Raw genomic sequence first — 26,056 nt, forward strand, 5'->3', positions numbered from 1 at the left:
TGCTTACCCGCCTTTTGGTAGGCTTGAAATGCGATACGCGGTAGAGTGAGTATCCTCTGAGGTCGCTATGCCGTTTTGATTTTCCACAGGAGTTTTCATGTTTCACGTTTATCACTCTAATCAGCTTGATCTGCTCAAAAGCCTGGCAGCCAGAGTGATTAAACTGGATCCGCTTGACGATCCTTTTGCCTCAGAAATGGTGCTGGTACAAAGTCCGGGCATGGCGCAATGGTTACAGATGGAGCTGGCGCACACCTTTGGCATTGCGGCGAATATTGAATTTCCGCTACCGGCCAGTTTTATCTGGGAAATGTTTGTTCGCGTACTGCCGGACATTCCGGTCGAGAGCGCTTTTAGCAAAGCCAGCATGAGCTGGAAGCTGATGCACCGTTTACCCTCGCTGCTGCTACAGGATGAGTTTGCCTCACTGCGCCATTACCTGAGCGATGATGGTGACAAGCGCAAACTGTTTCAGCTCAGTGCCCGCGTCGCTGACCTGTTTGACCAGTATCTGGTTTATCGCGCCGACTGGCTGAACAGCTGGGAGCGGGGTCAGCACATCGACGGCCTGGGCGATGCCCAGATTTGGCAGGCGGCGCTATGGCGTGACTTAGTGAATTACACCGAGGAGCTGGGCCAGCCTAAATGGCACCGTGCCAACCTCTATGCGCGCTTTATCCATACGCTGGAGCAGACGCAGACCCCACCAGCCAACCTGCCCGAACGGGTTTTTATTTGCGGCATATCAGCGCTTCCGCCGGTCTACCTTCAGGCGTTACAGGCGCTGGGGCGACATATCGATATCTATCTGCTGTTCACGAATCCCTGCCGCGACTACTGGGGCGACATTCAGGATTATGCTTTTCTGGCGAAGTTACAAAGCCGTCAGCGTCGCCGCCACGATCGGGAGGAGTATCGTGGATTGTTTAGCGATGTGGCGCGTGCGCCTGCGCTGTTCAGTGACGAAGGCGAGCAGCAGCTCACGAACCCGCTCCTGGCCTCCTGGGGCAAGCTGGGGCGCGATAACCTTTACCTGCTCAGCCAGATGGATCTTAACAGCGAAATTGACGCCTTTGTCGATGTAGAGGAAGACAACCTGCTGCACAGCATGCAGCACGATCTTCTCAATCTGCAGGACAAGGCCGTGATCGGTCTGACGGCCGACGAACTGGCCTACAGTGGGCAAAAGCGTTGTCTGGATCCAGCGGATCGATCCATCGCTATCCAGGTTTGTCACAGTGCCCAACGCGAAGTGGAAGTGTTGCAGGATCATTTACTGGCGCGGATGGAGGCGGAGCCCGGGCTAAAAGCACGCGATATCATTGTCATGGTCGCCGACATTGACGCCTATGCGCCCTTTATTCAGGCCGTGTTTGCTAATGCTCCGGCCGAACGTTATCTGCCGTTTGCCATCTCTGACCGCCGTGCCAGTCAGGCGCATCCGGCGATTGTGGCTTTTCTGCATTTACTGGCGCTGCCCGACAGCCGTTTCGTCTCCGAAGATGTGCTGGCGCTGCTGGACGTGCCCGCCTTAGCGAACCACTTCTCAATTGATGAAAGCGGGCTGCGTTTACTGCGGCGCTGGGTGAGCGAATCGGGCGTACGCTGGGGGCTGGATGATGCCAGCGTTGAGGCACTGGCCCTGCCGGTTACCGGCCAGCATACCTGGCGCTTTGGGCTGCAACGCATGCTGCTTGGCTATGCGATGGAAAGCCAGCATGGCGACTGGCAGGGCATCCTGCCCTACGATGAGTCAAGTGGACTGGTGGCCGAACTGGCAGGTCATCTGGCTGAGCTGCTGTCGCGGCTCAACCACTGGCGTCAGGTGCTGTCCGAACCGCGCCCGCTGGAAGCGTGGCTGCCTTTGTGCCGCGAGCTGCTCAATGCATTCTTTACGGCCGATCCCGAAACTGAAGCTGCACTGCTGCTGGTGGAAGAGCAGTGGAAGGCGTTGATTGAATACGGCATGGACGCACGCTTCGATGAGCCCATTCCGGTGGTGTTGCTGCGCGACGATCTGCGCGGCCGACTGGATCAGCAGCGTATCAGTCAGCGTTTTCTCGCCGGACAAATCAACTTTTGTACCCTGATGCCAATGCGTTCCATCCCGTTTAGCGTCGTGTGTTTACTGGGGATGAACGATGGCGTTTATCCGCGTACCCTGGCGCCGCTGGGATTTGACCTGATGCAACAGCAGTCGCGTAAAGGGGACCGTAGCCGCCGTGATGACGACCGTTACCTGTTTCTGGAGGCCCTGATCTCCGCGCAGCAACAGCTCTATATCAGCTATATCGGACGCGCGATACAGGACAATACCGAACGTTATCCGTCCGTGCTGGTCACAGAATTACTGGAATATATTGGGCAAAGTTTTTATCTGCCAGGCGATGAAGACCAGGATCTGGACGAGAGCGCGCGCCGGGTCAGGGCGCATCTGGAACACTTACACAGCCGGATGCCGTTCGCGCCCGAGAACTTTCAGCCCGCGTCGGCAGCCCACAGTTTTGCCCGCGAATGGCTTCCCGCCGCGCGGGGTACGGGTCAGCCCCAGCCCGATTTCGTTCAGCCCCTGCTCACGCCGCCCGTAGAGACATTAGCCCTTGAACAGTTCCTGCGATTCTGGCGTCATCCCGTGCGGGCCTGGTTTCAGCAACGCCTGGGCGTGAGTTTCTGGCTTGAAGAAAATGAACTCCCCGACAGCGAACCCTTTGCGCTGGATAGCCTGGAGCGTTACCAGATTAATGCCCAACTGCTGAATGCACTGGTAACAGGCGAGGACACCGATCGTCTTTATGCCCATCACCGCGCTGCCGGAAACTTACCTTATGGCGCGTTTGGTGAACTGTTCTGGCAGGCTCAGCGTGAAGAGATGCAGGAGGTGGCGGCAGACGTCACCTCTCAACGTAGCGAAGGGGAAAGCTGGGAAATCAATCTGGATCTGGACGGCGTCAGCCTGTCCGGCTGGCTGACTCAGGTGCAGAGTGACGGGCTACTGCGCTGGCGGCCAGGCGTGCTGAATATCAATGATGGTTTATTACTGTGGCTCGAACATTTAGTTTATTGTGCACTGGGCGGTAACGGCAGAAGCCGCATGTTTGGCCGCCAGCAGAGCTACTGGTGCTTCCACGCCGTTGCGCCGGATGACGCCACGGCCCAGTTAGCGCGCTACATGCAAGGTTATCTGCAAGGAATGCGCGAACCCTTGATGCTCCTGACTAAAAGCGGGGGCGCCTGGATCAGCACCTGTTTTGATAAGAAAAGCCATCAGTTCCTCAGTGATGAGGCCACGCAGCTCAAAGCCCGCAACAATTTGCTGGCGGCCTGGGTGGGGGGTTATCAGCAGGAGGGCGAGGGAAGCGATCCCTATTTGCAGCGGCTGTGCAGAGTACTGGACGAATCCCAGCTACAGCGCATAACCGAGGCGGCGGCGTGCTGGTACTCACCGGTGCTGCAGGCCCATCAGGACGATCGGTAAGTCACACCTTTGCAGGTGATGAGAACACCAACGAACGTTTGTTGTATTTTCAGCCGCCAATGCGCTGGCAAGGCGGCTTTTGGGTAACGTAAGAGGTTTACATGCGCACACATGCACGCTTGATCCTGGCCATTCTGTTCAGCCTGGTGGCGTTTACGGTTCAGGCCGAAACGGGCCAGGGCTGGCAGCCCGTTAACAGTACCATCGGTAAAAGCGAACAGGATCCGCGTCAGTATCAGGCTATTACGCTGGATAATGGCATGACCGTGCTGCTGGTGTCAGACAAGGATGCTCCTAAATCGCTGGCGGCTTTAACCCTGCCGATTGGTTCACTGGACGATCCTGCGCAACAGGCTGGCCTGGCACATTATCTTGAGCACATGGTGCTGATGGGCTCAACGCGTTATCCGGAACCTGACAGCCTGGCGGACTTCCTCAAAAAGCATGGTGGCAGCCACAATGCCAGCACGGCGTCCTACCGCACCGCTTTTTACCTTGAAGTGGAAAACGATGCCCTTGCGCCTGCCGTCGATCGCCTGGCCGACGCCATTGCGGCACCGTTACTGGATCCGGTCAATGCCGATCGGGAACGTCATGCGGTCAATGCTGAGCTGACAATGGCGCGCGCGCGCGACGCTTTGCGCATGGGGCAGGTGGGGGCCGAGACGATCAATCCGGCCCATCCGGCAGCGCACTTCTATGGGGGCAATCTTGAAACCCTGCGAGATAAACCCGACAGTAACCTGCATCAGGCGCTGCTGGACTTTTACCACAGCCACTATTCTGCCAACCTGATGAAGGCCGTTATCTACAGCAACCAGTCCCTGGCGCAGATGGCCGCCATTGCGGCAGACACCTTTGGTCGGGTGGCTAACCACAATGCCAGCGTTCCGATGATTAACGAGCCTGTTGTCACCGAGGCGCAGCAGGGTATTCTTATTCATTATGTGCCTGCACAACCCCGTAAGCAGCTCAAAATTGAGTTCCGCATTCCGAATAACAGCGATCGCTTCCGTAGTAAAACGGACACGCTCATCGGCTATTTAATTGGCAACCGTAGCTCCAATACGCTGGCTGACTGGCTGCAAAAACAGGGGCTGGCCGATGGCGTCAGCGCCGGAGCCGATCCGGTTACCGAGCGCAACAGCGGCATCTTTACGATCAGCGTCTCACTCACCGATAAAGGCCTCGCCCAGCGCGACGACGTCGTGGCGGCCGTCTTTAGCTACATTGCCATGCTGCGCGAAAAAGGCATCGATCGTCGCTACTTCGACGAAGTTTCACATGTTCTGGCGCTGGATTTCCGTTATCCCTCCATTACCCGCAACATGGATTATATCGAGTGGCTGGCCGATACGATGCTACGGGTACCGGTAGAGCACACGCTGGATGCCCCTTATCTTGCCGACCGCTACGATGCCGGGGCAATTCAGGCCCGTCTGGAAGAGATGACGCCGCAGAAGGCGTGCATCTGGTATATCAGCCCGCAGGAGCCGCACAACAGGCTGGCCTATTTCGTCAATGCGCCTTATCAGGTAGATAAAATTACCGCTCAGACGTTTACGCAGTGGCAGCAGCGTGGGCGCGAGATTCAGCTCGCAATGCCGGTGCTGAATCCCTATATTCCCGATGATTTTACGCTGGTTTCTGCCGCAGAGAAGGCCTATCGCCATCCGGTAAAGTTGGATAACGATTTCGGGATGCGCATTTACTGGATGCCAAGCCAGTTCTATGCGAATGAGCCCAAAGCCAGCATTACCGTGGCGTTGCGAAACCAGCAGGCCATCAGCGATGCGCGCCAGCAGGTGCTGTTTGGTCTGAATGACTATCTGGCCAGCCTGGCGCTGGATGAGTTGAGCTCACAGGCCTCCATTGGCGGTATCAGCTTTTCGACCAGTGAGAACGATGGTCTGGTCTTTAACGCCAGTGGCTTTACGCAACGTCTGCCCGCCTTGCTTAAACAGCTGGTGGATCGTTATCGCACCTTCCAGCCCAGTGAGTCGCAGCTGGAGCAGGCTAAATCCTGGTACCTGGAGCGACTGGACGCGGCCGAAAAAGGCAAAGCCTTTGAGCAGGCTATTCAGCCAATGCAGCTCCTGTCGCAGCTGCCTTATACTCAGCGAGAAACACGCCGCAAACTGGTGAGCGGCATTACGCTGGATGAGGTGGTGGCTTACCGCGATGCGTTATTAAAAAATGCCACGCCGGAGATGATGGCGGTTGGCAACCTGAGCGCCGACAGCGTCACGCAGTTGGGGCGCGATCTGAAACAGCAGATGCAGTGCAAAGGGACTCACTACTGGCACAGCAACTACCTCAGCGTTGAAAAGCCGTTAAAGGCGAATCTGGAGCAGCACGGCAGCAGTACCGACTCTGCGCTGGCCGCGCTCTATATTCCTTTAGGCTATGACGAATACCAGAGCATGGCCAACAGCGCGATGCTCAGCCAGATCGTGCAGCCATGGTTTTACAATCAGCTACGGACGGAAGAGCAACTGGGCTATGCCGTCTTTGCCTTCCGGATGCCGGTGGGACGTCAGTGGGGAATTGGTTTTCTGTTGCAGAGTAACAGCAAGCAGCCCGCCTATCTAATGCAGCGCTATCAGGCATTTTATCCCCAGGCTGAGCAGCGTCTGCGTACGATGAGCCAGGCCGATTTTACGCAGTATCAGCAGGCGATGCTCAACGATCTCAGACAGCGTCCACAAACGCTGAACGAAGAAGCCGATCGTTTCAGCCGCGATTTTGATCGCCAAAACAACGACTTCGATACCCGGCAAAAGCTGATGGAGCAGGTCCAGCTGCTTACGCCTGCCGGCCTGGCCGATTTCTTTCATCAGGCCGTGATGCAGAAAAAAGGCATGGCCATGACGTCGCAGATCGCCGGAAGCGGCGAGCGTAAAATCGAATTTGCCCCGCTGCCTGGCTGGAGAACCTGGCAGGAAATCGCCAAACTGCAGCAGTCGCTGCCGGTAAAGAGTGAAACCCAATGATGCAGTCAAGACCCGAGTCGCTTAACCCGTTAACGCTGCCGCTGAGCGGCGAGCGGTTAATTGAGGCGTCAGCGGGGACCGGTAAAACCTTTACGATTGGCCTGCTCTATTTACGTCTGCTATTAGGGCTGGGCGGCGAGAACGCCTGGCGCAGGCCGCTGTCCGTCGAAGAGATTCTGGTGGTGACCTTTACCGAAGCCGCTACGGCTGAACTGCGCGGTCGTATCCGTGACAATATCCATCAGCTACGTCTGGCCTGCGTGCGTGGTAAAAGCCATAACCCCATGCACCAACAGCTGATGGAGCAGATCCCAGACCTGCCCCAGGCCGCGTCACAACTGCTGGCGGCCGAGCGACAAATGGATGAGGCGGCAATTTTTACCATCCACGGCTTTTGTCAGCGCATGCTTAACCTGAACGCTTTTGAATCGGGCATGCTGTTCGAGCAGGAGCTGATTGAAAACGAACAAACGCTGCTCCGACAGGCCACGGCCGATTTCTGGCGTCGCCAGTGTTATCCCCTGTCGCTGGATGTGGCCAGAGTCATTGCGGCGGAGTGGAGCGGACCGGACAGTTTACTGACCACGCTGCGGCCCTGGCTGCAGGGGGAGTCACCGACGCTCAGGCGCCCACCTCGCCCAGAGGAAACGCTGGCCTCCCGCCATGCGGCCAATCTTGAGCGAATTAACGCCCTTAAGCAGCAGTGGCAGGCTGCCAGCGCCGATGTGGAAGGGCTCATTAGCGCGTCTGGTGTTGATAAGCGCAGTTATAGCAGTAAGCACTTACCTAACTGGGTGGCTAAAGTCACCCAGTGGGCACAGAGCGAAACGCTTGATTATCAACTGCCCAAAGAGCTGGAGCGCTTTGGACAGCAGGTGCTGCACGAGAAGACCAAAAAGGGCGAGGCACCGCAGCATGCATTGTTTGATGCGGTAGATCGCTTTCTGGCCGAACCGCTGACGTTGCGAGACGTCATTATCTGGCAGGCCCTGACCGAGGTCCGCGAGGCGGTCCAGCGCGAAAAGCGTCAGCGCGCACTACTGGGCTTTGATGACCTGTTGAGCCGTCTGGATGAGGCGCTTCAACAGCCGGGCGGGGCACTACTGGCGGAAACGATTCGCGGGCGCTTCCCGGTCGCGCTGATTGATGAATTCCAGGATACCGATCCGCAGCAGTATCGTATCTTTCGTACGCTGTATCTGCATCAGCCAGAGCTGGCCCTGCTACTTATTGGTGACCCCAAGCAGGCGATTTATGCCTTCCGCGGTGCGGATATCTTTACCTATCTGCGCGCCCGTAGTGAAGTTAGTGCTCACTACACATTAGATACTAACTGGCGCTCCTCGCCTGACATGGTGGACAGCGTTAACCGACTGTTTTCACAGGTTGATTCGCCGTTTCTGTTCTCTTCCATTCCTTTTCTCCCGGTCAGTCCGGCTGCGCCTAATCAGGCCCTGAAGCTGATTTATCAGCAGCAACCGCAGCCCGCGCTGCGCTTCTGGCTTCAGCCGGGTGAAGGTGTGGGAGTGAGTGATTACCAACAATTTATGGCGCAGCAGTGTGCTGCGGATATCAGCCGCTGGCTGGTAGCCGGACAGCAGGGGCAGGCGCTGATTGGTAAAGGCGATGCCCTGCAGCCGGTTAAGGCATCGGACATTACCGTGCTGGTGCGCAGCCGTAACGAGGCCAGCCTGATCCGCGATGCGCTAAACAGCCTGTCGATTCCCTCCGTTTATCTTTCCAGCCGCGACAGCGTTTACACCACGCCGGAAGCGCGCGAACTGTTATGGCTCCTGCAGGCGGTTCAGTCACCTGAACAGGAGCGATTGCTGCGCAGCGCGCTGGCGACGTCCATCTTTGCTATTGATGCCGCCGAACTGGACGCGCTGGCGCAGAACGAACGCCACTGGGATGCACTGGTGGAGCAGTTTGTCAGCTGGCAGCAAATCTGGCATCAGCGCGGCGTTTTACCCATGCTGCGCGACGTGATGATCACGCGGCAACTGGCCGAAAATATGCTGGCATCAGACAATGGCGAACGGCGCTTAACCGATCTGATGCACCTGGGTGAACTCCTGCAGGAAGCGGCGGTTCAGCTCGACAGCACCCATGCGCTGGTGCGTTTTCTGGCGCAGCAAATTGCCCGCCCCGATAGCCAGGCCGCCAGTCAGCAACTGCGTCTTGAAAGCGATCGTCATCTGGTGCAAATCGTCACCATTCATAAGTCGAAAGGATTGCAGTATCCCCTGGTCTGGCTGCCCTTTGCCGCCGGATTCCGCGAGGCCGCCAGTGCGCTGTATCACGATCGTGAAAGCTTTGCTGCGATGCTGGACGTGCAGGGGGATGAGTACAGCCTGACGCTGGCAGAAGAGGAGCGCCTGGCAGAGGATTTACGTCTGCTCTACGTGGCACTGACCCGTTCGGTTCACCACTGCAGCGTAGGCATTGCACCGCTGATTAAGGGCGCGCGTAAAAAAGCGGGTGAAAGCGACTTGCACAAAAGCGCGCTCGGTTATCTGGTGCAGCGCGGCGAAATCGCCGATGCCGCGCAGCTCAGTCAGCATCTGCAGGCGCTTGAGGGCGCGGGAATTGAGGTTATCAGCAGCGCGCTCCAGCCCGGGGCGATCTGGCATGAAGGCCTGGGCAGCAACGATGCGCTGAGCAGTCGGGAAATGACGCGAGCGCTGGCCGACAGCTGGCGCGTCACCAGTTATTCGGGTTTGCAGCAGCACGGTAGCTCACCGCTGCTGGACGCCTTGCCTAAATTTGATATCGACGCCGCAGGCGAAACGGCAGACGAAGAGGATACCCTGTTGACGCCGCACCATTTTCCGCGCGGTGCGGCACCCGGGACGTTCCTCCACGGATTGTTTGAATCAATCGATTTCACCGAACCGCCAGAGGCGCTGTGGCTGGAAGATCAGCTCCAGCAAAACGGGTATTCACTCAGTTGGCTCCCGGTCATTCAGCAGTGGATTGCGCGCGTCCTGACAACGCCGCTTAACAAGGAAGGCGTAACGCTGGCCAGTATTAACAGCCGCGACCGGCTGATTGAAATGGAATTTTATCTCCCGATCAATAACCTGCTGACCGCGACCGATCTGGATGCGCTGGTACGCCGGTACGATCCGCTGTCGCAGCGCGGTCCGGCACTGGATTTCCGCCAGGTGAAAGGCATGTTGAAAGGGTTCATTGATTTGGTGTTCCGCTGGCAGGGAAAATACTATCTGCTGGATTATAAATCGAACTGGCTGGGGGAAAGTCATGCCGCATACACGCCCGAGGCGATGGAGCAGGCGATGATCGACCACCGCTACGATCTGCAATACCAGCTGTATACCCTAGCGCTGCACCGTTATCTCCAGCACCGTCTGGCAGGCTATGACTACCAACAGCATTTCGGCGGCGTCTTTTACCTGTTTCTGCGTGGCGTCGATGGCAGCCCGGCCGACAACGGCATTTTCGCCACCCGACCCGACCCGGCGTTTATTGATGAAATGGACAGGCTGTTTGGCAATACAGAGGAAATGTTATGAGTGATATAAACGCCTTACTGCTCCAGGCAGTCGAAAAGCGTTTACTGCGTCCTCTGGATATACAGTTTGCCCGCTTGATTGCGGACGACGCCCAGCCTTTTCTGCTGCTGGCAGCGGCCTGCGTCAGTGCCGATGCCGGAGAAGGTCACGTCTGTCTGCCGCTGGCTAATCTGAGCGAGGCCGGACTCTTTGCGGGGCGTCAGCCGGCGCTGGCCCAGGCACTGTGGCAGGCCGCAGGCGCGCCGGACGATGTGCATGCTGCACTGGCGGGCTGGTCAGCAATCAGTGATGGCAGTGCCGTTACGCCGCTGGTGCTGAGCCATGAGCGTTTGTATCTGCATCGCTTGTGGCAGAGCGAAGGGCAGGTTGCGCGCTTTTTTTCGTTGCAGCCCGACGAAGGAACATTTGATCCGCACCGGGCCAGCGAGGTACTGACCAGCCTGTTTGGCAGCCGTCCTGACGACTGGCAAAAGATTGCCGCAGCCGTGGCGCTGACGCGAAAAACCGCCGTGATTTCAGGTGGGCCGGGAACCGGTAAAACCACTACGGTGGCAAAGCTGCTGGCTGCGTTAATCCGATTGAATACGGTGCCGCTGCGCATACAGCTGGCGGCGCCCACGGGCAAAGCCGCGGCCCGTTTAACGGAGTCGCTGGGTAAAGCTCTACAGGGACTGGCCGTGAGCGAGGAAGAGCGCGCCCGGTTCCCTGCGGAAGCGACGACGCTGCACCGCCTGCTGGGTGCACAACCGGACACGCAGCGTCTGCGCTATCACGCGGGCAACCTGTTGCATCTGGATGTGCTGGTGGTCGATGAGGCCTCAATGGTCGACCTGAGCATGATGGCAAAACTGATCTCTGCCTTGCCACAGCATGCGCGCGTGGTCTTTCTGGGCGATCGCGATCAGCTGGCTTCGGTGGAGGCGGGCGCCGTGCTGGGGGATATTTGCCGCTGCAGCGAAACAGGATTTAGCCCGTCACGGGCTGCACAGCTGACGGCCCTGACCGGCTGCACGCTCACAGGCGACGATGTTGAGGCCGCGCCAGCCGTTCGCGACAGCATTTGCCTGCTGCGACAGAGCTATCGTTTTGATGAAAAGTCCGGAATAGGTCAGCTGGCACGGGCGGTGAACCAGGGCGATGCGCGCCAGATGAGCGCGATTTTTGCCGCCGGACACCAGGATGTTTCTTTTCAGCCGCTGAACGACGGCGACGCTTATCAGGCTATGCTGGACGAGGTAGCGCGGGGTTATAGCGATTATCTGCATGCCGTTCAGCATCAGGCTAAGCCAGAGCAGGTTATTGACGCATTCAGCCGTTATCAGCTGTTGTGTGCCCTGCGTGAAGGGCCCTTTGGCGTGCACGGGCTGAATCAGCGCATTGAGCAACGCCTGATGCAGCTGCAGCGCATCAGACGTCCTGCGTTGGGCAGCCGCTGGTATGCGGGAAGGCCGGTAATGATCACCCGTAATGACAGCGCACTGGGGCTGTTTAACGGCGATATCGGTATTACTCTGCGCGATGAGGAAGGCCAGCTCAGAGTCTTTTTTCCGTTGCCAGACGGCAGCGTGAAAGCGATTCAGCCCAGCCGTTTGCCGTCTCATGAAACCGCCTGGGTTATGACGGTACATAAGTCGCAGGGATCGGAGTTTGACCATACCGCGCTGGTCATGCCGACCCAGTTTCTGCCGGTGCTGACCCGCGAGCTGGTTTATACCGCAATTACGCGTGCGCGCAGTCAACTGACGCTTTACAGCGATCGTGCAATATTTGACCGCGCCGTACAGCTGCAAACGCAGCGGCGAAGCGGGCTGGTGGAAAGGTTAGGGGCGGCCGGGCAGGCGTAACAGCAAGGGCGGCATGGCTGCCGCCCGGTGACTGTCAGGTTAAATCCGCCATCAGCACCTTTGAGCGGCGCTGATAGTTGTACATCTCTTTCTTACTTTCTGGCAGCGACTCAATATCCACCGGCGTAAAACCGCGCTCCTGAAACCAGTGAATACTGCGTGTAGTCAGCACGAACAGTTTTTCCAGCCCCATTTGCCGAGCCTGTAGCGCGACGCGCTGCAACAGCAACTCGCCACGCGATGAACTGCGATAGTCCGGATGCACTGCGACGCAGGCCATTTCCCCAATCTTTTCATCCATAAACGGATAAAGCGCGGCACAGGCGATGGTCAGGTTATCGCGCTGGATGATGGTGAATTTATCGATCTCCATTTCCAGTTGCTCACGTGAGCGACGTACCAGAATGCCTTGCTGCTCCAGCGGGCGAATCAGCTCCAGAATACCGCCGATGTCGTTGATGGTGGCACGGCGGATCTGCTCGGCCGACTCCATCACAATCTGCGTCCCGATGCCGTCGCGTGAGAACAACTCCTGCAGCAGCGCACCGTCTTCCTGATAGCTGATGAGATGGCTGCGGCGCACGCCACTGCGGCAGGCTTTTACCGCGCCCCGTAAAAAACGCACGGTACCTGAAAGAAAATCACCGTCGCTTTCCATTTCATCGATACGTGCCTGCGCATCGTTAGGAAAGAGCTCCGAGACAATATTGCCTTCACGATCGATCACGCCTTGTTCAGAACAGAAGCCAATCATCTTTTCGGCCTTGAGCTTAATGGCGAGCTGGGTGGCAACCTCTTCAGACGTCAGGTTAAAGCTTTCACCCGTCACCGACACCGCCACCGGGCCAAGCAGCACAATGGCATCGTTATCCAACTGACGATGAATGGCCTCTTCATCAATACGACGAATGCGTCCACTGTGGCAGTAATCCACCCCGTCATCCACGCCGAGCGGTTGAGCAATAATGAAGTTACCGCTCACCACGTTAATGTGCGCGCCCTGCAAAGGTGTGTTGTTCAGGCTCATTGAGAGCCGGGCCGTGATATCCAGCTGCAGCCGGCCTGCGGCCTGTTTGACGAGTTCCAGCGACTGAGCATCGGTCACACGGGTATATTTGTGGTAAGCCGGTTCCAGCTGATGTGCCGCCAGGCTGGCATCAATCTGTGGGCGCGCGCCATACACCACGACCAGACGGATACCGAGGCTATGCAGCAAGCCGATATCATTGACAATACTGGAGAAATTCTCATGCTCAATGGCTTCACCGCCGAGCATGATGACGAATGTCTTATCCCGATGCGCATTGATATAGGGAACGGTGTGGCGAAAACCCTGAACCAGTTCGGTACTACGTTCCTTCACGGCTAACCCTCAGTGAATGTTTATTCGTATTTTGTGTATTTTTATGCCTTTAGCCATCGTTTTGCAAGCGCTAATCCTGACGATAATTTACGTTTTTTTTGGTGCCAAAGCCGCTAACAGCCTGCATTATTTGGGGTTTCCGGGGTGACATTGCCTGCAGGATTGGATAAAGTTTTCGCCGCCATTTTATTTGGCTGCCGTTTTTTTAAACACTATATAACAGCTGGAGTGGCATGTCGGAAGGTAATCCCCTGGTTTCACGTAGACGATTATTAAAAGGTACAGGGGCGCTGTTACTGCTCAGCGTCAGCGGTGTGAGTATGGCCGCGACCAGCCATATTTTAGCGGTCCGCATCTGGCCCTCTTCCACTTACTCGCGTATGACGCTGGAGTCTAACGTCGCGCTTAAGTACAAGCAGTTTGCCCTGACGAACCCTGACCGGCTGGTCATTGATATCGATGGCTTGCATCTCAACTCAGTCCTTAAGGGCGTGAATCAGCACGTGCGTGTTGACGATCCTTTTATTAAAAGCGCCAGAGTGGGGCAGTTTGATGCCAATACCGTGCGCGTCGTACTAGAACTGAAACGCAACGTGTCCCCTAAAATCTTCAGCCTTGACCCGGTGTCCACGATCAAACACCGACTGGTGGTCGATCTCTATCCCAGCCAGGATAGCGTTGAAGATGATCCGCTTCTGGCATTACTTAAAGATTACAATCAGGGCGATCTGGAAAAAAATGAGGCCGTTCAGGCGCCTCTGCCCGGTAAAGCGGGGCGCGATCGCCCGATCATCATCATGATCGATCCCGGGCATGGCGGTGAAGATCCCGGTGCCCACGGTAAACATAAAACACGTGAAAAGGATATCGTGCTGAAGATTGGCCGTCGGCTGAAAACCTTGATCGAAAAAGAGCACAACATGAAGGCTTACATGACCCGCAACGAGGATGTGTTTATTCCTCTGCGGGTGCGGGTTGCTAAAGCACGCAAGCAACGTGCCGACCTGTTTGTCTCAATTCATGCCGATGCGTTCACCAGCCGGGCCGCGCGCGGTTCTTCCGTGTTTGCGCTGTCCACCAGCGGCGCGACCTCTGCGGCGGCGCGTTTCCTGGCGCAAACCCAGAACGAAGCCGATCAGATTGGCGGCGTCAGCATGAGTGGAGATCGCTATCTGGATCACACCATGTTTGATATGGTGCAGCGCCAGACGATCCATGACAGCCTGAAGTTTGGTAAAGAAGTGCTGCACCGCATGGGGCGCATCAATCACCTACACAAACGCACCGTGGATCAGGCCGGTTTTGCCGTGCTTAAGGCACCAGATATTCCCTCTATCCTGGTGGAAACGGCCTTTATCAGTAATGTTGAAGAAGAGCGTAAGTTGCGCACCACGCGCTATCAGCATCAGGTGGCAGAGGCGATACTGGAAGGAATCAAAGCCTATTTTAAAAGCGGTGTCGCACTGGCTCATCGCTGAGTAACCCTCAGGAAAACGGCCGCTGGCGCATTTTCCTGGCCTGCTGAGACACCAGGACCGGAAAGCGATTCCGCGCGGCTACAGGATCAGGCCGCGCAGGTTGGCCTGCTTTTCAGAGGCCGCCGGGTGCTCAGCGCCCCTTTGCCAGATAGCGGGCCATTTCGTCTTCCGGCACCATTCCGCCGCCTGTTGCCCAGACCAGATGTGTCGCCTGACCTAACTGCGCCGCGGTAAAACCGTGCATTTGCAGGTAAGCTGTGGCACTGCAGACGCGCTGGGGGCCAGCCATACCGGCAAGGGCCGAGGGCTCCAGCCGCAGGTCTTCTTCCTGCGCCAGCCAGCTCAGCATGTCGTACAGGCTTTGATCGTCAAGCGTATAGAGCCCGTCCAGCAGGCGCTGCATGGCCCGGCCAACGAAGCCGGAAGCGCGTCCGACCGCCAGTCCATCGGCTGCCGTGATATTGTCGATGCCGATGTCCTGTACCGAAATACCCTCGTGCAAACCCGTGCAGATGCCCAGCAACATACAGGGAGAGTGGGTGGGTTCGGCGAACAGGCAGTGAACGTGTTCACCAAAAGCCAGCTTCAGACCAAAGGCGACGCCGCCGGGCCCACCGCCCACGCCGCAGGGTAAATACACAAATAACGGATGATGGCGGTCAACCACGCGGCCCTGCTGTTCAAACTGAGCCTTCAGGCGCTGCCCGGCAACGGCATAACCTAAAAACAGGGTGCGGGAGTTTTCATCGTCGATAAAGAAACAGTCCGGGTCGGACTCTGCCGCTTTACGTCCTTGCTCTACCGCTACGCCATAATCCTGTTGATACTCAATTACCGTGACGCCGTGACTGCGTAGTTTGGCTTTCTTCCATTCGCGGGCGTCCGCCGACATATGCACGGTAACTTTAAAGCCAAGACGGGCGCTGATGATGCCAATCGACAGGCCAAGATTGCCGGTTGAGCCCACGGCAATACTGTACCGGTTAAAAAATTGCCTGAACGAAGGCGAGAGGAGCCTGCTGTAATCCTCTTCCCGGGTCAGTAAACCTGCATCCAGTGCCAGTTTCTCGGCATGGGTCAGCACTTCATAAATCCCACCACGCGCTTTGATTGAGCCAGAAATTGGCAGGTGGCTGTCTTTCTTCAACAGCAGCGTACCCGCAATGTGTTGTCCGTATTCCCTTTGTAGCCGCGCCTGCATCGCCGGTATGGCTACGAGCTCCGACTCAATAATTCCTCCCGTGGCGGCCGTTTCAGGAAAGGCCTGTGCCAGAAAAGGTGCAAACCGCTTCAGGCGTGCATGCGCCTCTTCAACATCCTGGGCCGTCAGGCCAACATGGGGTAAGGCTTCTGCGACGGTGGTCGTGGCGGGATTAAACCAGGTGGTTTCATTGAGCGCAATTAAATCCGCGACCTGCGGAAACTGAGTGGTCAGTGCAGCAATATTGTGGTTATTCATAGCAGACCTTGTGATGTCCGAATGAATCATCAAAACAGAAATATAGCGGCAAGAGCAATAGCTGCGGCCTCAACAGGGTTCTGTCTGAGTGGCAAAACGCAATAACAGCTTAAAAAGAGGAAGAGAAGGAGAGGTGACTACACTGGCGGTTGAGCGAATTTCAGAAACAAAAAAACACCCTTTCAGGTGTTTAAAGTGGTTGCGGGGGCCGGATTTGAACCGACGACCTTCGGGTTATGAGCCCGACGAGCTACCAGGCTGCTCCACCCCGCGTCCGATTGCGCATAGCGACTTTCACATTGTCTCTTCTGTGTGAGCAAAATCACAGAAAATTGGTTGCGGAGGCCGGATTTGAACCGACGACCTTCGGGTTATGAGCCCGACGAGCTACCAGGCTGCTCCACCCCGCGTCCGATTGCGCATAGCGACTTTCACATTGTCTCTTCTGTATGAGCAAAATCACAGAAGAATTGGTTGCGGGGGCCGGATTTGAACCGACGACCTTCGGGTTATGAGCCCGACGAGCTACCAGGCTGCTCCACCCCGCGTCCGTGGATGCGCACTATACTCCGCACGATGATTGTTGCAACCCCTTTTTGCCCTAAAAGGCTAAATTTGCTGTTAATTGATGAAGGATTCCTCCATTTGGTGATTTATTGCGCCGATATCCGTTATGACGAAACAGGATGGATTTCATTCTGATGACGGCTTTGCTATCGTCGCGTGGCGAACAGTTATAAAAAGAGATGAAGATGAAAGGACGTTGGGCGAAGTACGCACTTACTGGCGCATTTTTAGCGCTGCTGGCTGGCTGTAGCAGTAAGCCAACCGATCGGGGTCAGCAATATAAAGACGGCAAACTGGATCAGCCCCTTGCGCTGGTCAATCAACCTAATGCTAAAGGCCGCCCGGTTAACGGCCGGGACTTTGGTGAACAGGTCCGGCAGATTCAGTCTGCCTCCTCTGGCCTGTTTCTCCGCAACAACAGTACTTACAGTGCGGTAGAAAACTGGCTGATAGCCGGCGGCGACACGCGCCAGCTGCGCCAGTTTGGTCTGGACGCGTTTCAGATGGAAGGCACAGACAACTACGGCAACGTGCAGTTCACCGGGTACTACACGCCAGTCGTTGAGGCACGTTACACCCGTCAGGGTGAGTTCCAGTATCCCATTTACCGGATGCCGCCACGTAAGCGCGGACAAAAGCTGCCAAGCCGTGCTTCTATATATAGTGGTGGGTTGGACGATCGCTATGTGATTGCCTGGAGTAATTCACTCATCGATAACTTTATTATGGACGTACAGGGGAGCGGCTACGTTGATTTTGGCGACGGGCGTCCAATGCGCTTTTTTGGTTATGGCGGAAAAAACGGCTGGGGCTATCATAGCATCGGTAAAGAGCTGATCGATCGTGGCGAAGTGAAGCGAGAAGACATGTCCATGCAGGCGATTCGCCAGTGGGCTGAGGAGCATTCTCCGCAGGAAGTGCGTGCGCTGTTAGAAACCAACCCTTCATTTGTGTTTTTCAAACCTGAAGACTATGTGCCGGTGCGCGGTGCCAGCGCTGTACCTTTGGTGGCGAAAGCTTCTGTGGCATCAGACCGCTCACTGATTCCTGCCGGAACGGTGTTGCTGGCAGAAGTGCCGCAGTTAAATGAAAAAGGGAAATTTAACGGTAAATATGAGATGCGAATGATGGTGGCGCTGGATGTTGGCGGTGCCATCAAAGGCCAGCACTTCGACATTTATCAGGGCGTGGGCCCGGATGCCGCTCATCTTGCCGGTTTCTATAACCATTATGGACGCGTATGGGTGCTTAAATCTGCCCCTGGCGCCGGTCAGCCGCTGTTCAGCAATGCGCAGGGCGGCAACAACGGCACCCTGTTGTTGGGTGCTAACTAATTTTGATGTGGCGGGCGTTCTGGCCCGCACTCTGTAACAGGTTTGACTATGAAAGTGTTAAACGATGCCTGGCACCAGCGCTTTGGTGGCACGGCACGTCTTTATGGCCAGCAGGCTCTGCAGCGGTTTGCGGATGCGCATTTCTGCGTCATTGGGATTGGTGGCGTAGGTTCCTGGGCTGCAGAGGCATTGGTACGCACCGGTATCGGCAGGATTACCCTGATCGATATGGACGATGTCTGCATCACCAATACCAATCGTCAGATACATGCGATCCATGGCAACGTGGGTAAAGCCAAGACGGAAGTCATGGCGGATCGCCTGCGCGCCATTAATCCTGATTGTGAAGTGGTGTGCATTGATGATTTTATTACGCCGGAAAACACGGCGACCCTGCTGACGGGCGATATCGATTACGTGATTGATGCCATTGATAGCGTACGGCCCAAAGCCGCGCTGATTGCCTGGTGTCGGCGCAACAAGATCCCGCTGGTCACTACCGGTGGCGCAGGCGGCCAGATCGATCCGACACAAATTCAGGTCACCGATTTAGCCAAAACGATCCAGGATCCGCTTGCGGCCAAACTGCGCGAGCGCCTTAAACAGTTTGGTGTCGTGAAGAACAGCAAAGGCAAGCTGGGCATTGACTGCGTATTTTCTACTGAGGCGCTGGTTTATCCGCAGGCGGATGGCACGGTTTGCGCCTCACGCAGTACGGCAGAAGGGCCGAAAAGAATGGACTGCGAATCCGGGTTTGGCGCGGCAACGATGGTGACGGCCACCTTCGGCTTTGTTGCGGTATCCCATGCCCTGAAGAAGTTTCTGGCGCGCGCGGCGCGCCAGGCTTAACCCTGATACCGTTGGGCGCTCTGCCGCACGGCGTCAGCCAGCGCTTTCAGGCCACTGCTGCGTGATGCGCTAAGCTGAGCGCGCAGGCCCAGCGCCTCAAACAGATCGAGCGGATCGGACGCCAGCAACTGAGCTGGCGTCTTGCCTTCAACGGCGGTCAGCAACACGGCCAGCAGACCGCGCACGATACGACCTTCGCTGTCTCCATAGAAGTGCAGGGTACCCTTCTCTCCCAGTTGACTGCCGAACCAGACGCGGTTTTCGCAGCCGCTCAGTTCGATATCCGCTGTTTTTAACGCGTCAGGCAACCCGGGTAACTGCCGTCCCAGTAAAATCAGCTGCCGGTAGCGATCTTCCCACTGATGAAAGCGGGAGAAGGTAGCCTGTAAATCAGCCGTGGTGATTTCAGCGCCGAACGGGTGAGGCGCTAACAGCGGTGCGTTCATTATTAAAACTCCGATAACAGATCGATGGCGCTGCGCATGGCGCGCAGCAGGGCATCGACATCCTGAAGATTATTATAAGGTGCAAACGAAACGCGCAGCGTGCCGTCAACGCCCAATGCCGCCATCAATGGCTGAGCGCAATGCTGACCCGCCCGCAGGGCGATACCGTGCTCGGCCAGAAGCGTCACGATGTCGCTATGATGAATGCCCTGAATGTCGAAGGCCAGCAGGCTGGCACTGCCACAGCGGAAGCTACGAAAGCCGGGCAGTTCAGCCAGTTGCTCCTCGGCCAGGCTGGCAAGCTGCTGGCTCCACATCTCGGCTTTGCGCATATCCAACTGCTGCAGCCAGCCGAGCGCGGCGCTTAACCCGGTAACGCCAGCAACGTTGGGTGTGCCCGCCTCGAAACGCCAGGGAACGGGCTGCGGCGTAAAGCCGGTAAAATCGACCTGTGTCAGCATCTTTCCGCCGCCCTGTAAGGGGACCATCTCTTCCAGCTGTTCCGCTTTTCCGTACAGCACGCCAATGCCCATTGGCCCGTAGAGCTTGTGGCCGGAAAAAGCATAAAAATCAATATCCAGCGCCTGCACATCCGGTGGGCAATGCACCACGCCCTGAGCGCCATCCACCATGACTTTTGCGCCTGCTGCGTGGGCCAGCGCAATGGCCTGCGCTAAATCGGGACAGCCGCCGGTCACGTTAGACATCTGCCCGACCGCCAGCAGCCGGGTCCGGTTGTTAATCAGCGCAGGCAGCAGTGAGATATCCGGCAGGCGATCGGCACCAATCGGCCATTTCACCACCCGCGCGCCGCTGGCCTGCGCAACCATCAGCCAAGGCACCAGATTCGCATGATGTTCTGCCTCACTGACAATTATCTCATCGCCAGGTTGTAAACGCGGCGCTAACCAGCCATGCGCCACCAGGTTTATCGCATCAGTGGTGCCGCGCGTCCATACGATCTGGCGATCGCTGGCGGCATTCAGCCAGTGTGCCACCATGCCCCGCGCCTGTTCGTACTGCTCCGTTAACTGGCGGGCAGCAGCAAACTGGCTCCGGTGAACGGTGCCAGCGCTCAGGCTGTAGAATTGCTGCGTCGCGTCTATCACCGTCTGCGGTTTCAGCATGGTGGCGGCACTGTCAAGATAGACACCGGCATCGTTTAGCGCAGGAAACTGCTGACGAAATGAAGAAGGGTTGAAGGCGCTCATACGTGGCTCACAGGTTGTTAATTTTCAGGTCCAGGCTGAAAGATGGCTGTCTGTCTGGCAAAGCTGGAAAAGCGGGTTATGCTGAGTATTGCAAGGTATAAACTTAACCCGCATGGCGAGACGACCTACTTACAGTCGATCGCACTTGACCGTTTCTTTGGTCAGCGTAACGCGGGGGGTTTGGTGCAATCAATCTGCAAGGAGATAGAAGATGAAAAAACTCGCCGCAATGCTGGCCATTTGTACAATGGCCTTTACCCTGGCTGCCTGTTCAAGCAACTACGTGATGCATACCAATGATGGACGCACTATCGTCGCTGAAGGCAAACCAAAGGTCGATACTGACACCGGTATGATCAGCTATAAAGATGCGAATGGCAATGAGCAGCAGATTAACCGTTCAGATGTGAAAGAAATGGTTGAAATGAAGTAATCAGCCCATAAAAAAAGCACCGCAATTTGCGGTGCTACTCAATATCACAATGGACAGACAGGGTAAATCTACAGGAATTAAAAAAGCTTGATCTGTAAAGGTCAGATCAAAATTGCAAACACAACATCACGACCACAAGCCAAAAGCTTTCAGAAAATCTGCGAACTCACTCACAAATCTAAAAAACTTTTCGTTCCGGCTCAGGAAGTAGCGCAACTATAGGTATTTGCTGGAGCTTCATCAACGGACAATTTATAATGTCTCGGATTATAAATTCTAATACGTAAAGCCTTTGTATTAGTTCGCGTATTTTCTGCCAGGCTGGCTATGGATAACCATGTCAAAACGTCTTCCTCCCCTTAATGCACTGCGGGTTTTCGATGCCGCAGCACGCCATTTAAGCTTTACCAAAGCGGCTGAAGAGCTGTTTGTCACCCAGGCTGCCGTCAGCCATCAGATCAAATCACTGGAAGATTTTCTGGGATTAAAGCTGTTCAGGCGGAGGAATCGTTCGCTTTTGCTCACGGAAGAGGGGCAAAGCTACTATCTGGACATTAAAGAAATCTTCTCTGCCCTGAATGAAGCCACGCGCAAGCTGCAGGCACGCAGTGCCAAAGGCGCGCTCACGGTCAGTTTACTGCCGAGTTTTGCCATTCAATGGCTCGTGCCGCGCCTCTCCAGCTTTAATCTGGCTTATCCGGGAATCGATGTCCGTATCCAGGCCGTTGACCGCGATGAGGAGAAACTGGCCGACGATGTGGACGTGGCGATTTTCTATGGTCGGGGCAACTGGCCTGGGTTACGGGTGGAAAAACTCTACGCAGAATACCTGCTGCCGGTCTGTTCTCCGGCGTTGATGACCGGGGAAAATCCGCTTAAAACCCCTATGGATCTTGCTCGCTTTACTCTGCTGCATGATGCGTCGCGTCGTGACTGGCAATCCTATATTCGCCAGCTCGGCGTTCAGCATATCAACGTTCAACAGGGCCCCATCTTCAGTCACAGCGCCATGGTGTTGCAGGCGGCGATTCATGGTCAGGGCGTGGCATTGGCCAATAACGTTATGGCGCAGAGCGAAATCGAAGCGGGGCGGTTGATTTGTCCGTTTAATGACGTTTTAGTGAGCAAAAATGCTTTTTATCTGGTTTGTCATGACAGCCAGGCAGAACTGGGTAAAATAGCCGCCTTTCGACAGTGGATCCTCGCTAAAGCGGCAACCGAACAAGAAAAATTCCGCTTTCGTTATGATCAGTAACTTTTTGATTTTTTTGCAGGGACCTGCAAACGCACCTTGAGGATAGATTGATGTCCAGACGTGCCATGTTTATTTTTGCGGCCATCAGCGGCTTTTTCCTGGTGGCATTTGGTGCTTTTGGTGCTCACGTGTTGAACAAAACGCTGGGAGCCACTGAAATGGCCTGGATTCACACCGGGCTGGAATATCAGGCTTACCATACGCTGGCTATAATGGGGCTGGGTGCGGCAATGCTGTATCGCTGTAACATCTGGTTTTACTGGAGCAGTGCGTCTATGGCGCTGGGAACCGTATTATTTAGCGGCAGCCTCTATTCACTGGCGCTGTCGCATTTAACGTTTTTTGTATTTATCACGCCAGTCGGAGGCCTATTCTTCCTCGTCGGCTGGCTATTGATGTTGATTGGCGCACTGCGTCTTAAAACCAAGGCAGAACGCCATGAATAAAGTTTTACTGTATTGCCGCTCCGGCTTTGAAAAAGAGTGTGCGGCAGAGATTAGTGCGAAAGCAGCTGAGCGTAACGTCTACGGCTTTCCACGGGTAAAAGAAGATGCCGGTTATGTGCTGTTTGAATGCTATCAGCAGCCCGATGCGGAAAGGCTGATTCGGGAACTGCCATTTGAAACCCTGATTTTCGCCCGCCAGATGCTGGTTGTCGGCGAGCTGCTGCGTGACTTGCCCCAGGACGATCGTATTTCGCCGATCGTTGGCATGTTGAGCGGTGTGGTCGAGAAAGGCGGCGAGCTGCGTGTTGAGGTGCCTGACACCAATGAAGCAAAAGAGCTCACCAAATTCTGCCGCAAGTTTACCGTTCCCCTGCGTGCCAGCCTGCGTGAGAGCAAAATTCTGCTTAATTACGAGAGCCCAAAACGCCCGGTCGTGCACGTATTCTTTATTGCTCCCGGTGCCTGTTACGTGGGCTATTCGCTGCCAGAAAACAACTCCCCCTTTTATATGGGCATTCCGCGTCTTAAGTTTCCCTCTGATGCGCCAAGCCGTTCAACGCTTAAGCTGGAAGAGGCTTTCCACGTTTTTGTGCCCGCCGACGAGTGGGATGAGCGGTTAGCCAGCGGCATGTATGCGGTGGATCTGGGCGCCTGCCCTGGCGGCTGGACGTATCAGCTGGTACAGCGCAGCATGATGGTCTACGCCGTGGATAACGGCCCCATGGCACCGAGTCTGATGGATACCGGACAGGTCTTTCACGAACGCGAAGACGGTTTCCGCTTCCGCCCACCGCGCACCAATATCAGCTGGCTGGTCTGCGACATGGTGGAAAAACCGGCTCGCGTGGCCAATCTGATGGCGGACTGGCTGGTGAATGGCTGGTGTCGTGAGGCCATTTTCAACCTGAAGCTGCCCATGAAGAAGCGGTATGAAGAAGTCACGCAAAATCTGGCCATGATCGAGCAGCGCCTCACGGAAAATGGTATTAATGCGCAAATTCGCGCACGCCAGCTCTACCACGATCGTGAAGAAGTAACGGTGCATATTCGTCGTATCTGGGCCGCGGTCGGTGGCCGTCGCGACGAGCGCTAATCGAACCGATCGGGCGCGATGGCGCCCGATCGGTTGACGATACTAGTCACCGCTGTAACGCAGTAAATTCAGATTTCCTTCCAGCACCAAATCCTGTTTCAGCCGGGCGACGTCGCGGCTGATGAACGCCATCTCTTGCCCTGTCTGCAGTTTATTGCGCCATTTGGTGGGGACCTGATCCAACTGTTGGTAAAGCGATTCCAGTGAGCCAAACTGCTGCAGCAGTTCCCGGGCGCTTTTGGGGCCGATGGCCGCGATACCCGGGATTTTACTGCTGCTGATGCCGCATAATCCCCAGTAGTCGGGCAGCACAGTGGGCGCAACGCCAAACTCCGTTTCAATAAACGGCAAATCCAGCCAGCGCTTCTGAAAATAATCGCGGATGCGAATGTCCGGTGCCAGTAGCTGACAGTAGCCTTTGTCGGTGGAAACGATAGTGGCCTGATGGCCCGCCCGCGCCATTTTTACCGCCAGCGTGGCCGCCAGATCGTCGGCTTCATCCTGTTCGGCAATCCAGCAGCTCACGCCCACGGCCCGAAACGCCGCCTGCAAAGCGGGCATTTCAGCCTGCAAATCTTCCGGCATGGGCGGGCGACCGCTTTTATAGTCGGGCAGCAGCTGATGCCGCCATCCCTGATGGCGCGCTTCCCCGTCAAACACGGCCACAACGTGAGAAGGACGCGTGTGGCCGAGAAGCTGGCGCAATGCCGCCACGCAGCCGTCCACACAGGGAGAGCCTTGAACGGCGTGAAGGCGGCGAATGAGATTGAGTGCATCAACAATAAGTAAGTGATGTGACATAAGGTACGGGCAGCCCGGCGGCTGCCTCCTGATTTACTTAATGATTTCGTAGCACGGGATATAGGCAGTACCTGGCAGTTTCATACGCTGCTGCGCCACAAAGCCCTGTAGCAGTTCATCCATGCGGTGCATGATGTCGGCATCACCGTGCAGTTTATAAGGGCCTTTTTCCCGGATCTCACGGATGCCCATCTCTTTAACGTTACCTGCCACAATGCCCGAGAACGCCCGGCGCAGGTCGGCTGCCAGTTTTTCCGGCGGCTGGTTAGTGTAGAGATTGAGATTGGCCATATTTTCATGCGTTGGCATAAAGGGCACCTGCAAATCCTGCGCGATACGGATAGACCAGTTAAAGCTGTAGGCATCCCCCGTTTCGCGGCGGTGTTCTTTCACCTGCGGCATCGCTTTTCTCATCAGGCGGGCCACCTCGGCGGCATCATCAATAATGATCTGATAATGCTTACGTGCCTGCTCCCCGAGCGTGCTGACAATGAAGTCATCCAACACACGGAAATAGTCGGCGCTTTCTTTCGGCCCGGTCAGAATGAGCGGCAGAACCTGATGCTCATTTTGCGGATTCATCAGAATGCCCAGCAGGTAAAGAAACTCCTCTGCTGTCCCCACTCCGCCAGGGAAAATAATGATGCCATGTGCAATGCGTACAAAGGCTTCCAGACGTTTTTCGATGTCCGGCATGATGATCAGTTCGTTCACCAGCGGGTTAGGCGGTTCAGCCGCGATAATCGACGGCTCGGTTAAACCGATAAAGCGGCTGTCGCGGTAGCGTTGCTGTGCATGGCCTACCGCCGCCCCCTTCATGGGCGCTTCCATCACGCCCGGGCCACAGCCGGTACAAATATTCAGTTCACGCAGGCCCAACTGCGTACCGACGTTACGACAGTACTGGTATTCCACCGCGTTAATCGAGTGGCCGCCCCAACAGACAACGGTATTGGGATATTCGCCCACGTGTAATGCCCGGGCATTACGCAGAATAGAAAACACGGTGTTGGTAATCATGACCGAGTCGTTGTCTTCTGCGCAGGGTAACCGGCCGGAACTGGCTAACTGGCCGTTAACAAACAGGATATCGCGCAGCACGGCAAACAGGTTAGCCTGCAGTGAACGAATAATATGGCCGTCAACAAAGGCCTCTTCGGGGGGATTGATCAGTTCAAGCTTGATACCGCGCTCGCGGCGCAGCACGTTAATATCGAAGTTCTCAAAGCGGGACAGGAGCTCGTGGCTGCTGTCAGTCTGGCTGCCAGAATTGAGCACGGCGAGCGAGCAGTTACGGAAAAGTTGATATAAATCGCTGCTGGCTGTGCGCTTCAGCATATCTACTTCCAGTTGGGAGAGCAGATCCATAGAGCCAAGAGGGCTGACATGTGTAATCAAATGAACTCCTTTGCACCCGCTGGGGTGATGGCTGACACTGCAAATGCAGTGACGAAAATCCCTGGTTGGCAATCC

17 protein-coding genes and 3 tRNA genes are annotated in these 26,056 nt (G+C 56.0%); 11 read left to right on the forward strand and 9 right to left on the reverse strand.

Annotated features, from left to right (window positions below; all coding sequences use genetic code 11):
• The first annotated feature begins 97 nt into the window (after positions 1-97).
• From recC to recD, 4 genes are all read left to right on the forward strand, one after another.
• On the forward strand, positions 98-3,475 hold the full coding sequence (gene recC / locus DFO57_RS11720; protein ID WP_110015364.1) for an exodeoxyribonuclease V subunit gamma: 3,378 nt from the start codon (positions 98-100) through the stop codon (positions 3,473-3,475).
• A 101-nt stretch (positions 3,476-3,576) separates the two neighbouring features.
• Positions 3,577-6,468 (forward strand): pitrilysin, encoded by a 2,892-nt coding sequence (gene ptrA, locus DFO57_RS11725; RefSeq protein WP_110015365.1) that lies wholly within the window; start codon positions 3,577-3,579, stop codon positions 6,466-6,468.
• Positions 6,465-10,004: an exodeoxyribonuclease V subunit beta gene (gene recB, locus DFO57_RS11730; protein ID WP_110015366.1), complete on the forward strand. Its 3,540-nt coding sequence runs from the start codon at positions 6,465-6,467 to the stop codon at positions 10,002-10,004. Before ptrA ends, recB begins: the two co-directional genes overlap by 4 nt.
• Positions 10,001-11,848, forward strand: coding sequence for an exodeoxyribonuclease V subunit alpha (recD, locus tag DFO57_RS11735; protein ID WP_110015367.1), 1,848 nt, complete (start codon positions 10,001-10,003; stop codon positions 11,846-11,848). The genes recB and recD overlap by 4 nt, the downstream gene beginning before the upstream one ends.
• 34 nt (positions 11,849-11,882) lie before the next feature.
• On the opposite strand, the gene argA is transcribed toward recD, so the two are convergent.
• Positions 11,883-13,211 (reverse strand): amino-acid N-acetyltransferase, encoded by a 1,329-nt coding sequence (gene argA / locus DFO57_RS11740; protein ID WP_013026976.1) that lies wholly within the window; start codon positions 13,209-13,211, stop codon positions 11,883-11,885.
• Positions 13,212-13,444: 233 nt separating this feature from the next.
• On the opposite strand from argA, the gene amiC reads away from it, so the two are divergent.
• On the forward strand, positions 13,445-14,689 hold the full coding sequence (gene amiC / locus DFO57_RS11745; RefSeq protein ID WP_013026975.1) for an N-acetylmuramoyl-L-alanine amidase AmiC: 1,245 nt from the start codon (positions 13,445-13,447) through the stop codon (positions 14,687-14,689).
• A 130-nt stretch (positions 14,690-14,819) separates the two neighbouring features.
• On the opposite strand, the gene dsdA is transcribed toward amiC, so the two are convergent.
• From dsdA to DFO57_RS11765, 4 genes are all read right to left on the reverse strand, one after another.
• On the reverse strand, positions 14,820-16,148 hold the full coding sequence (dsdA, locus tag DFO57_RS11750; RefSeq protein WP_029570612.1) for a D-serine ammonia-lyase: 1,329 nt from the start codon (positions 16,146-16,148) through the stop codon (positions 14,820-14,822).
• Between the two features lie 196 nt (positions 16,149-16,344).
• Positions 16,345-16,421, reverse strand: a tRNA-Met gene (locus DFO57_RS11755).
• A gap of 60 nt (positions 16,422-16,481) precedes the next feature.
• Positions 16,482-16,558: transfer RNA gene (locus tag DFO57_RS11760), tRNA-Met, on the reverse strand.
• A gap of 61 nt (positions 16,559-16,619) precedes the next feature.
• A tRNA-Met gene (locus DFO57_RS11765) sits at positions 16,620-16,696 on the reverse strand.
• Between the two features lie 204 nt (positions 16,697-16,900).
• Between DFO57_RS11765 and mltA the strand changes: the two genes are divergently transcribed.
• Together mltA and tcdA are read left to right on the forward strand one after the other, a co-directional pair.
• Positions 16,901-18,049, forward strand: a complete 1,149-nt coding sequence (mltA, locus tag DFO57_RS11770) for a murein transglycosylase A (protein WP_110015368.1) — start codon at positions 16,901-16,903, stop codon at positions 18,047-18,049.
• Between the two features lie 48 nt (positions 18,050-18,097).
• On the forward strand, positions 18,098-18,898 hold the full coding sequence (tcdA, locus tag DFO57_RS11775; RefSeq protein ID WP_014594469.1) for a tRNA cyclic N6-threonylcarbamoyladenosine(37) synthase TcdA: 801 nt from the start codon (positions 18,098-18,100) through the stop codon (positions 18,896-18,898).
• On the opposite strand, the gene csdE is transcribed toward tcdA, so the two are convergent.
• A complete protein-coding gene (gene csdE, locus DFO57_RS11780) occupies positions 18,895-19,344 on the reverse strand; it encodes a cysteine desulfurase sulfur acceptor subunit CsdE (protein WP_013026971.1) in 450 nt (149 codons plus the stop codon). The two genes, tcdA and csdE, sit on opposite strands and share 4 nt — an antisense overlap.
• Positions 19,345-19,346: 2 nt before the next feature.
• A complete protein-coding gene (csdA, locus tag DFO57_RS11785; RefSeq protein ID WP_078829005.1) occupies positions 19,347-20,555 on the reverse strand; it encodes a cysteine desulfurase CsdA in 1,209 nt (402 codons plus the stop codon).
• Positions 20,556-20,766: 211 nt separating this feature from the next.
• On the opposite strand from csdA, the gene DFO57_RS11790 reads away from it, so the two are divergent.
• From DFO57_RS11790 to rlmM, 4 genes are all read left to right on the forward strand, one after another.
• Positions 20,767-20,988 (forward strand): YgdI/YgdR family lipoprotein, encoded by a 222-nt coding sequence (locus DFO57_RS11790; RefSeq protein WP_013026969.1) that lies wholly within the window; start codon positions 20,767-20,769, stop codon positions 20,986-20,988.
• Positions 20,989-21,325: 337 nt separating this feature from the next.
• Complete coding sequence (locus tag DFO57_RS11795) at positions 21,326-22,243, forward strand: transcriptional regulator GcvA (RefSeq protein ID WP_014594466.1); 918 nt, start codon at positions 21,326-21,328, stop codon at positions 22,241-22,243.
• Positions 22,244-22,293: 50 nt separating this feature from the next.
• A complete protein-coding gene (locus DFO57_RS11800; RefSeq protein ID WP_015699615.1) occupies positions 22,294-22,689 on the forward strand; it encodes a DUF423 domain-containing protein in 396 nt (131 codons plus the stop codon).
• Positions 22,682-23,782, forward strand: a complete 1,101-nt coding sequence (gene rlmM / locus DFO57_RS11805; RefSeq protein WP_105091896.1) for a 23S rRNA (cytidine(2498)-2'-O)-methyltransferase RlmM — start codon at positions 22,682-22,684, stop codon at positions 23,780-23,782. The genes DFO57_RS11800 and rlmM overlap by 8 nt, the downstream gene beginning before the upstream one ends.
• Positions 23,783-23,824: 42 nt before the next feature.
• Here rlmM and xni read toward each other — a convergent pair whose 3' ends face one another.
• Both xni and ppnN read right to left on the reverse strand, forming a co-directional pair.
• A complete protein-coding gene (xni, locus tag DFO57_RS11810; RefSeq protein ID WP_110015369.1) occupies positions 23,825-24,583 on the reverse strand; it encodes a flap endonuclease Xni in 759 nt (252 codons plus the stop codon).
• Between the two features lie 33 nt (positions 24,584-24,616).
• On the reverse strand, positions 24,617-25,981 hold the full coding sequence (gene ppnN / locus DFO57_RS11815) for a nucleotide 5'-monophosphate nucleosidase PpnN (RefSeq protein WP_014605152.1): 1,365 nt from the start codon (positions 25,979-25,981) through the stop codon (positions 24,617-24,619).
• Between the last annotated feature and the right edge of the window lie 75 nt (positions 25,982-26,056).

The sequence above is a fragment of the Pantoea sp. AG702 genome (assembly GCF_003182295.1).
GTDB lineage: Bacteria > Pseudomonadota > Gammaproteobacteria > Enterobacterales > Enterobacteriaceae > Pantoea > Pantoea ananatis.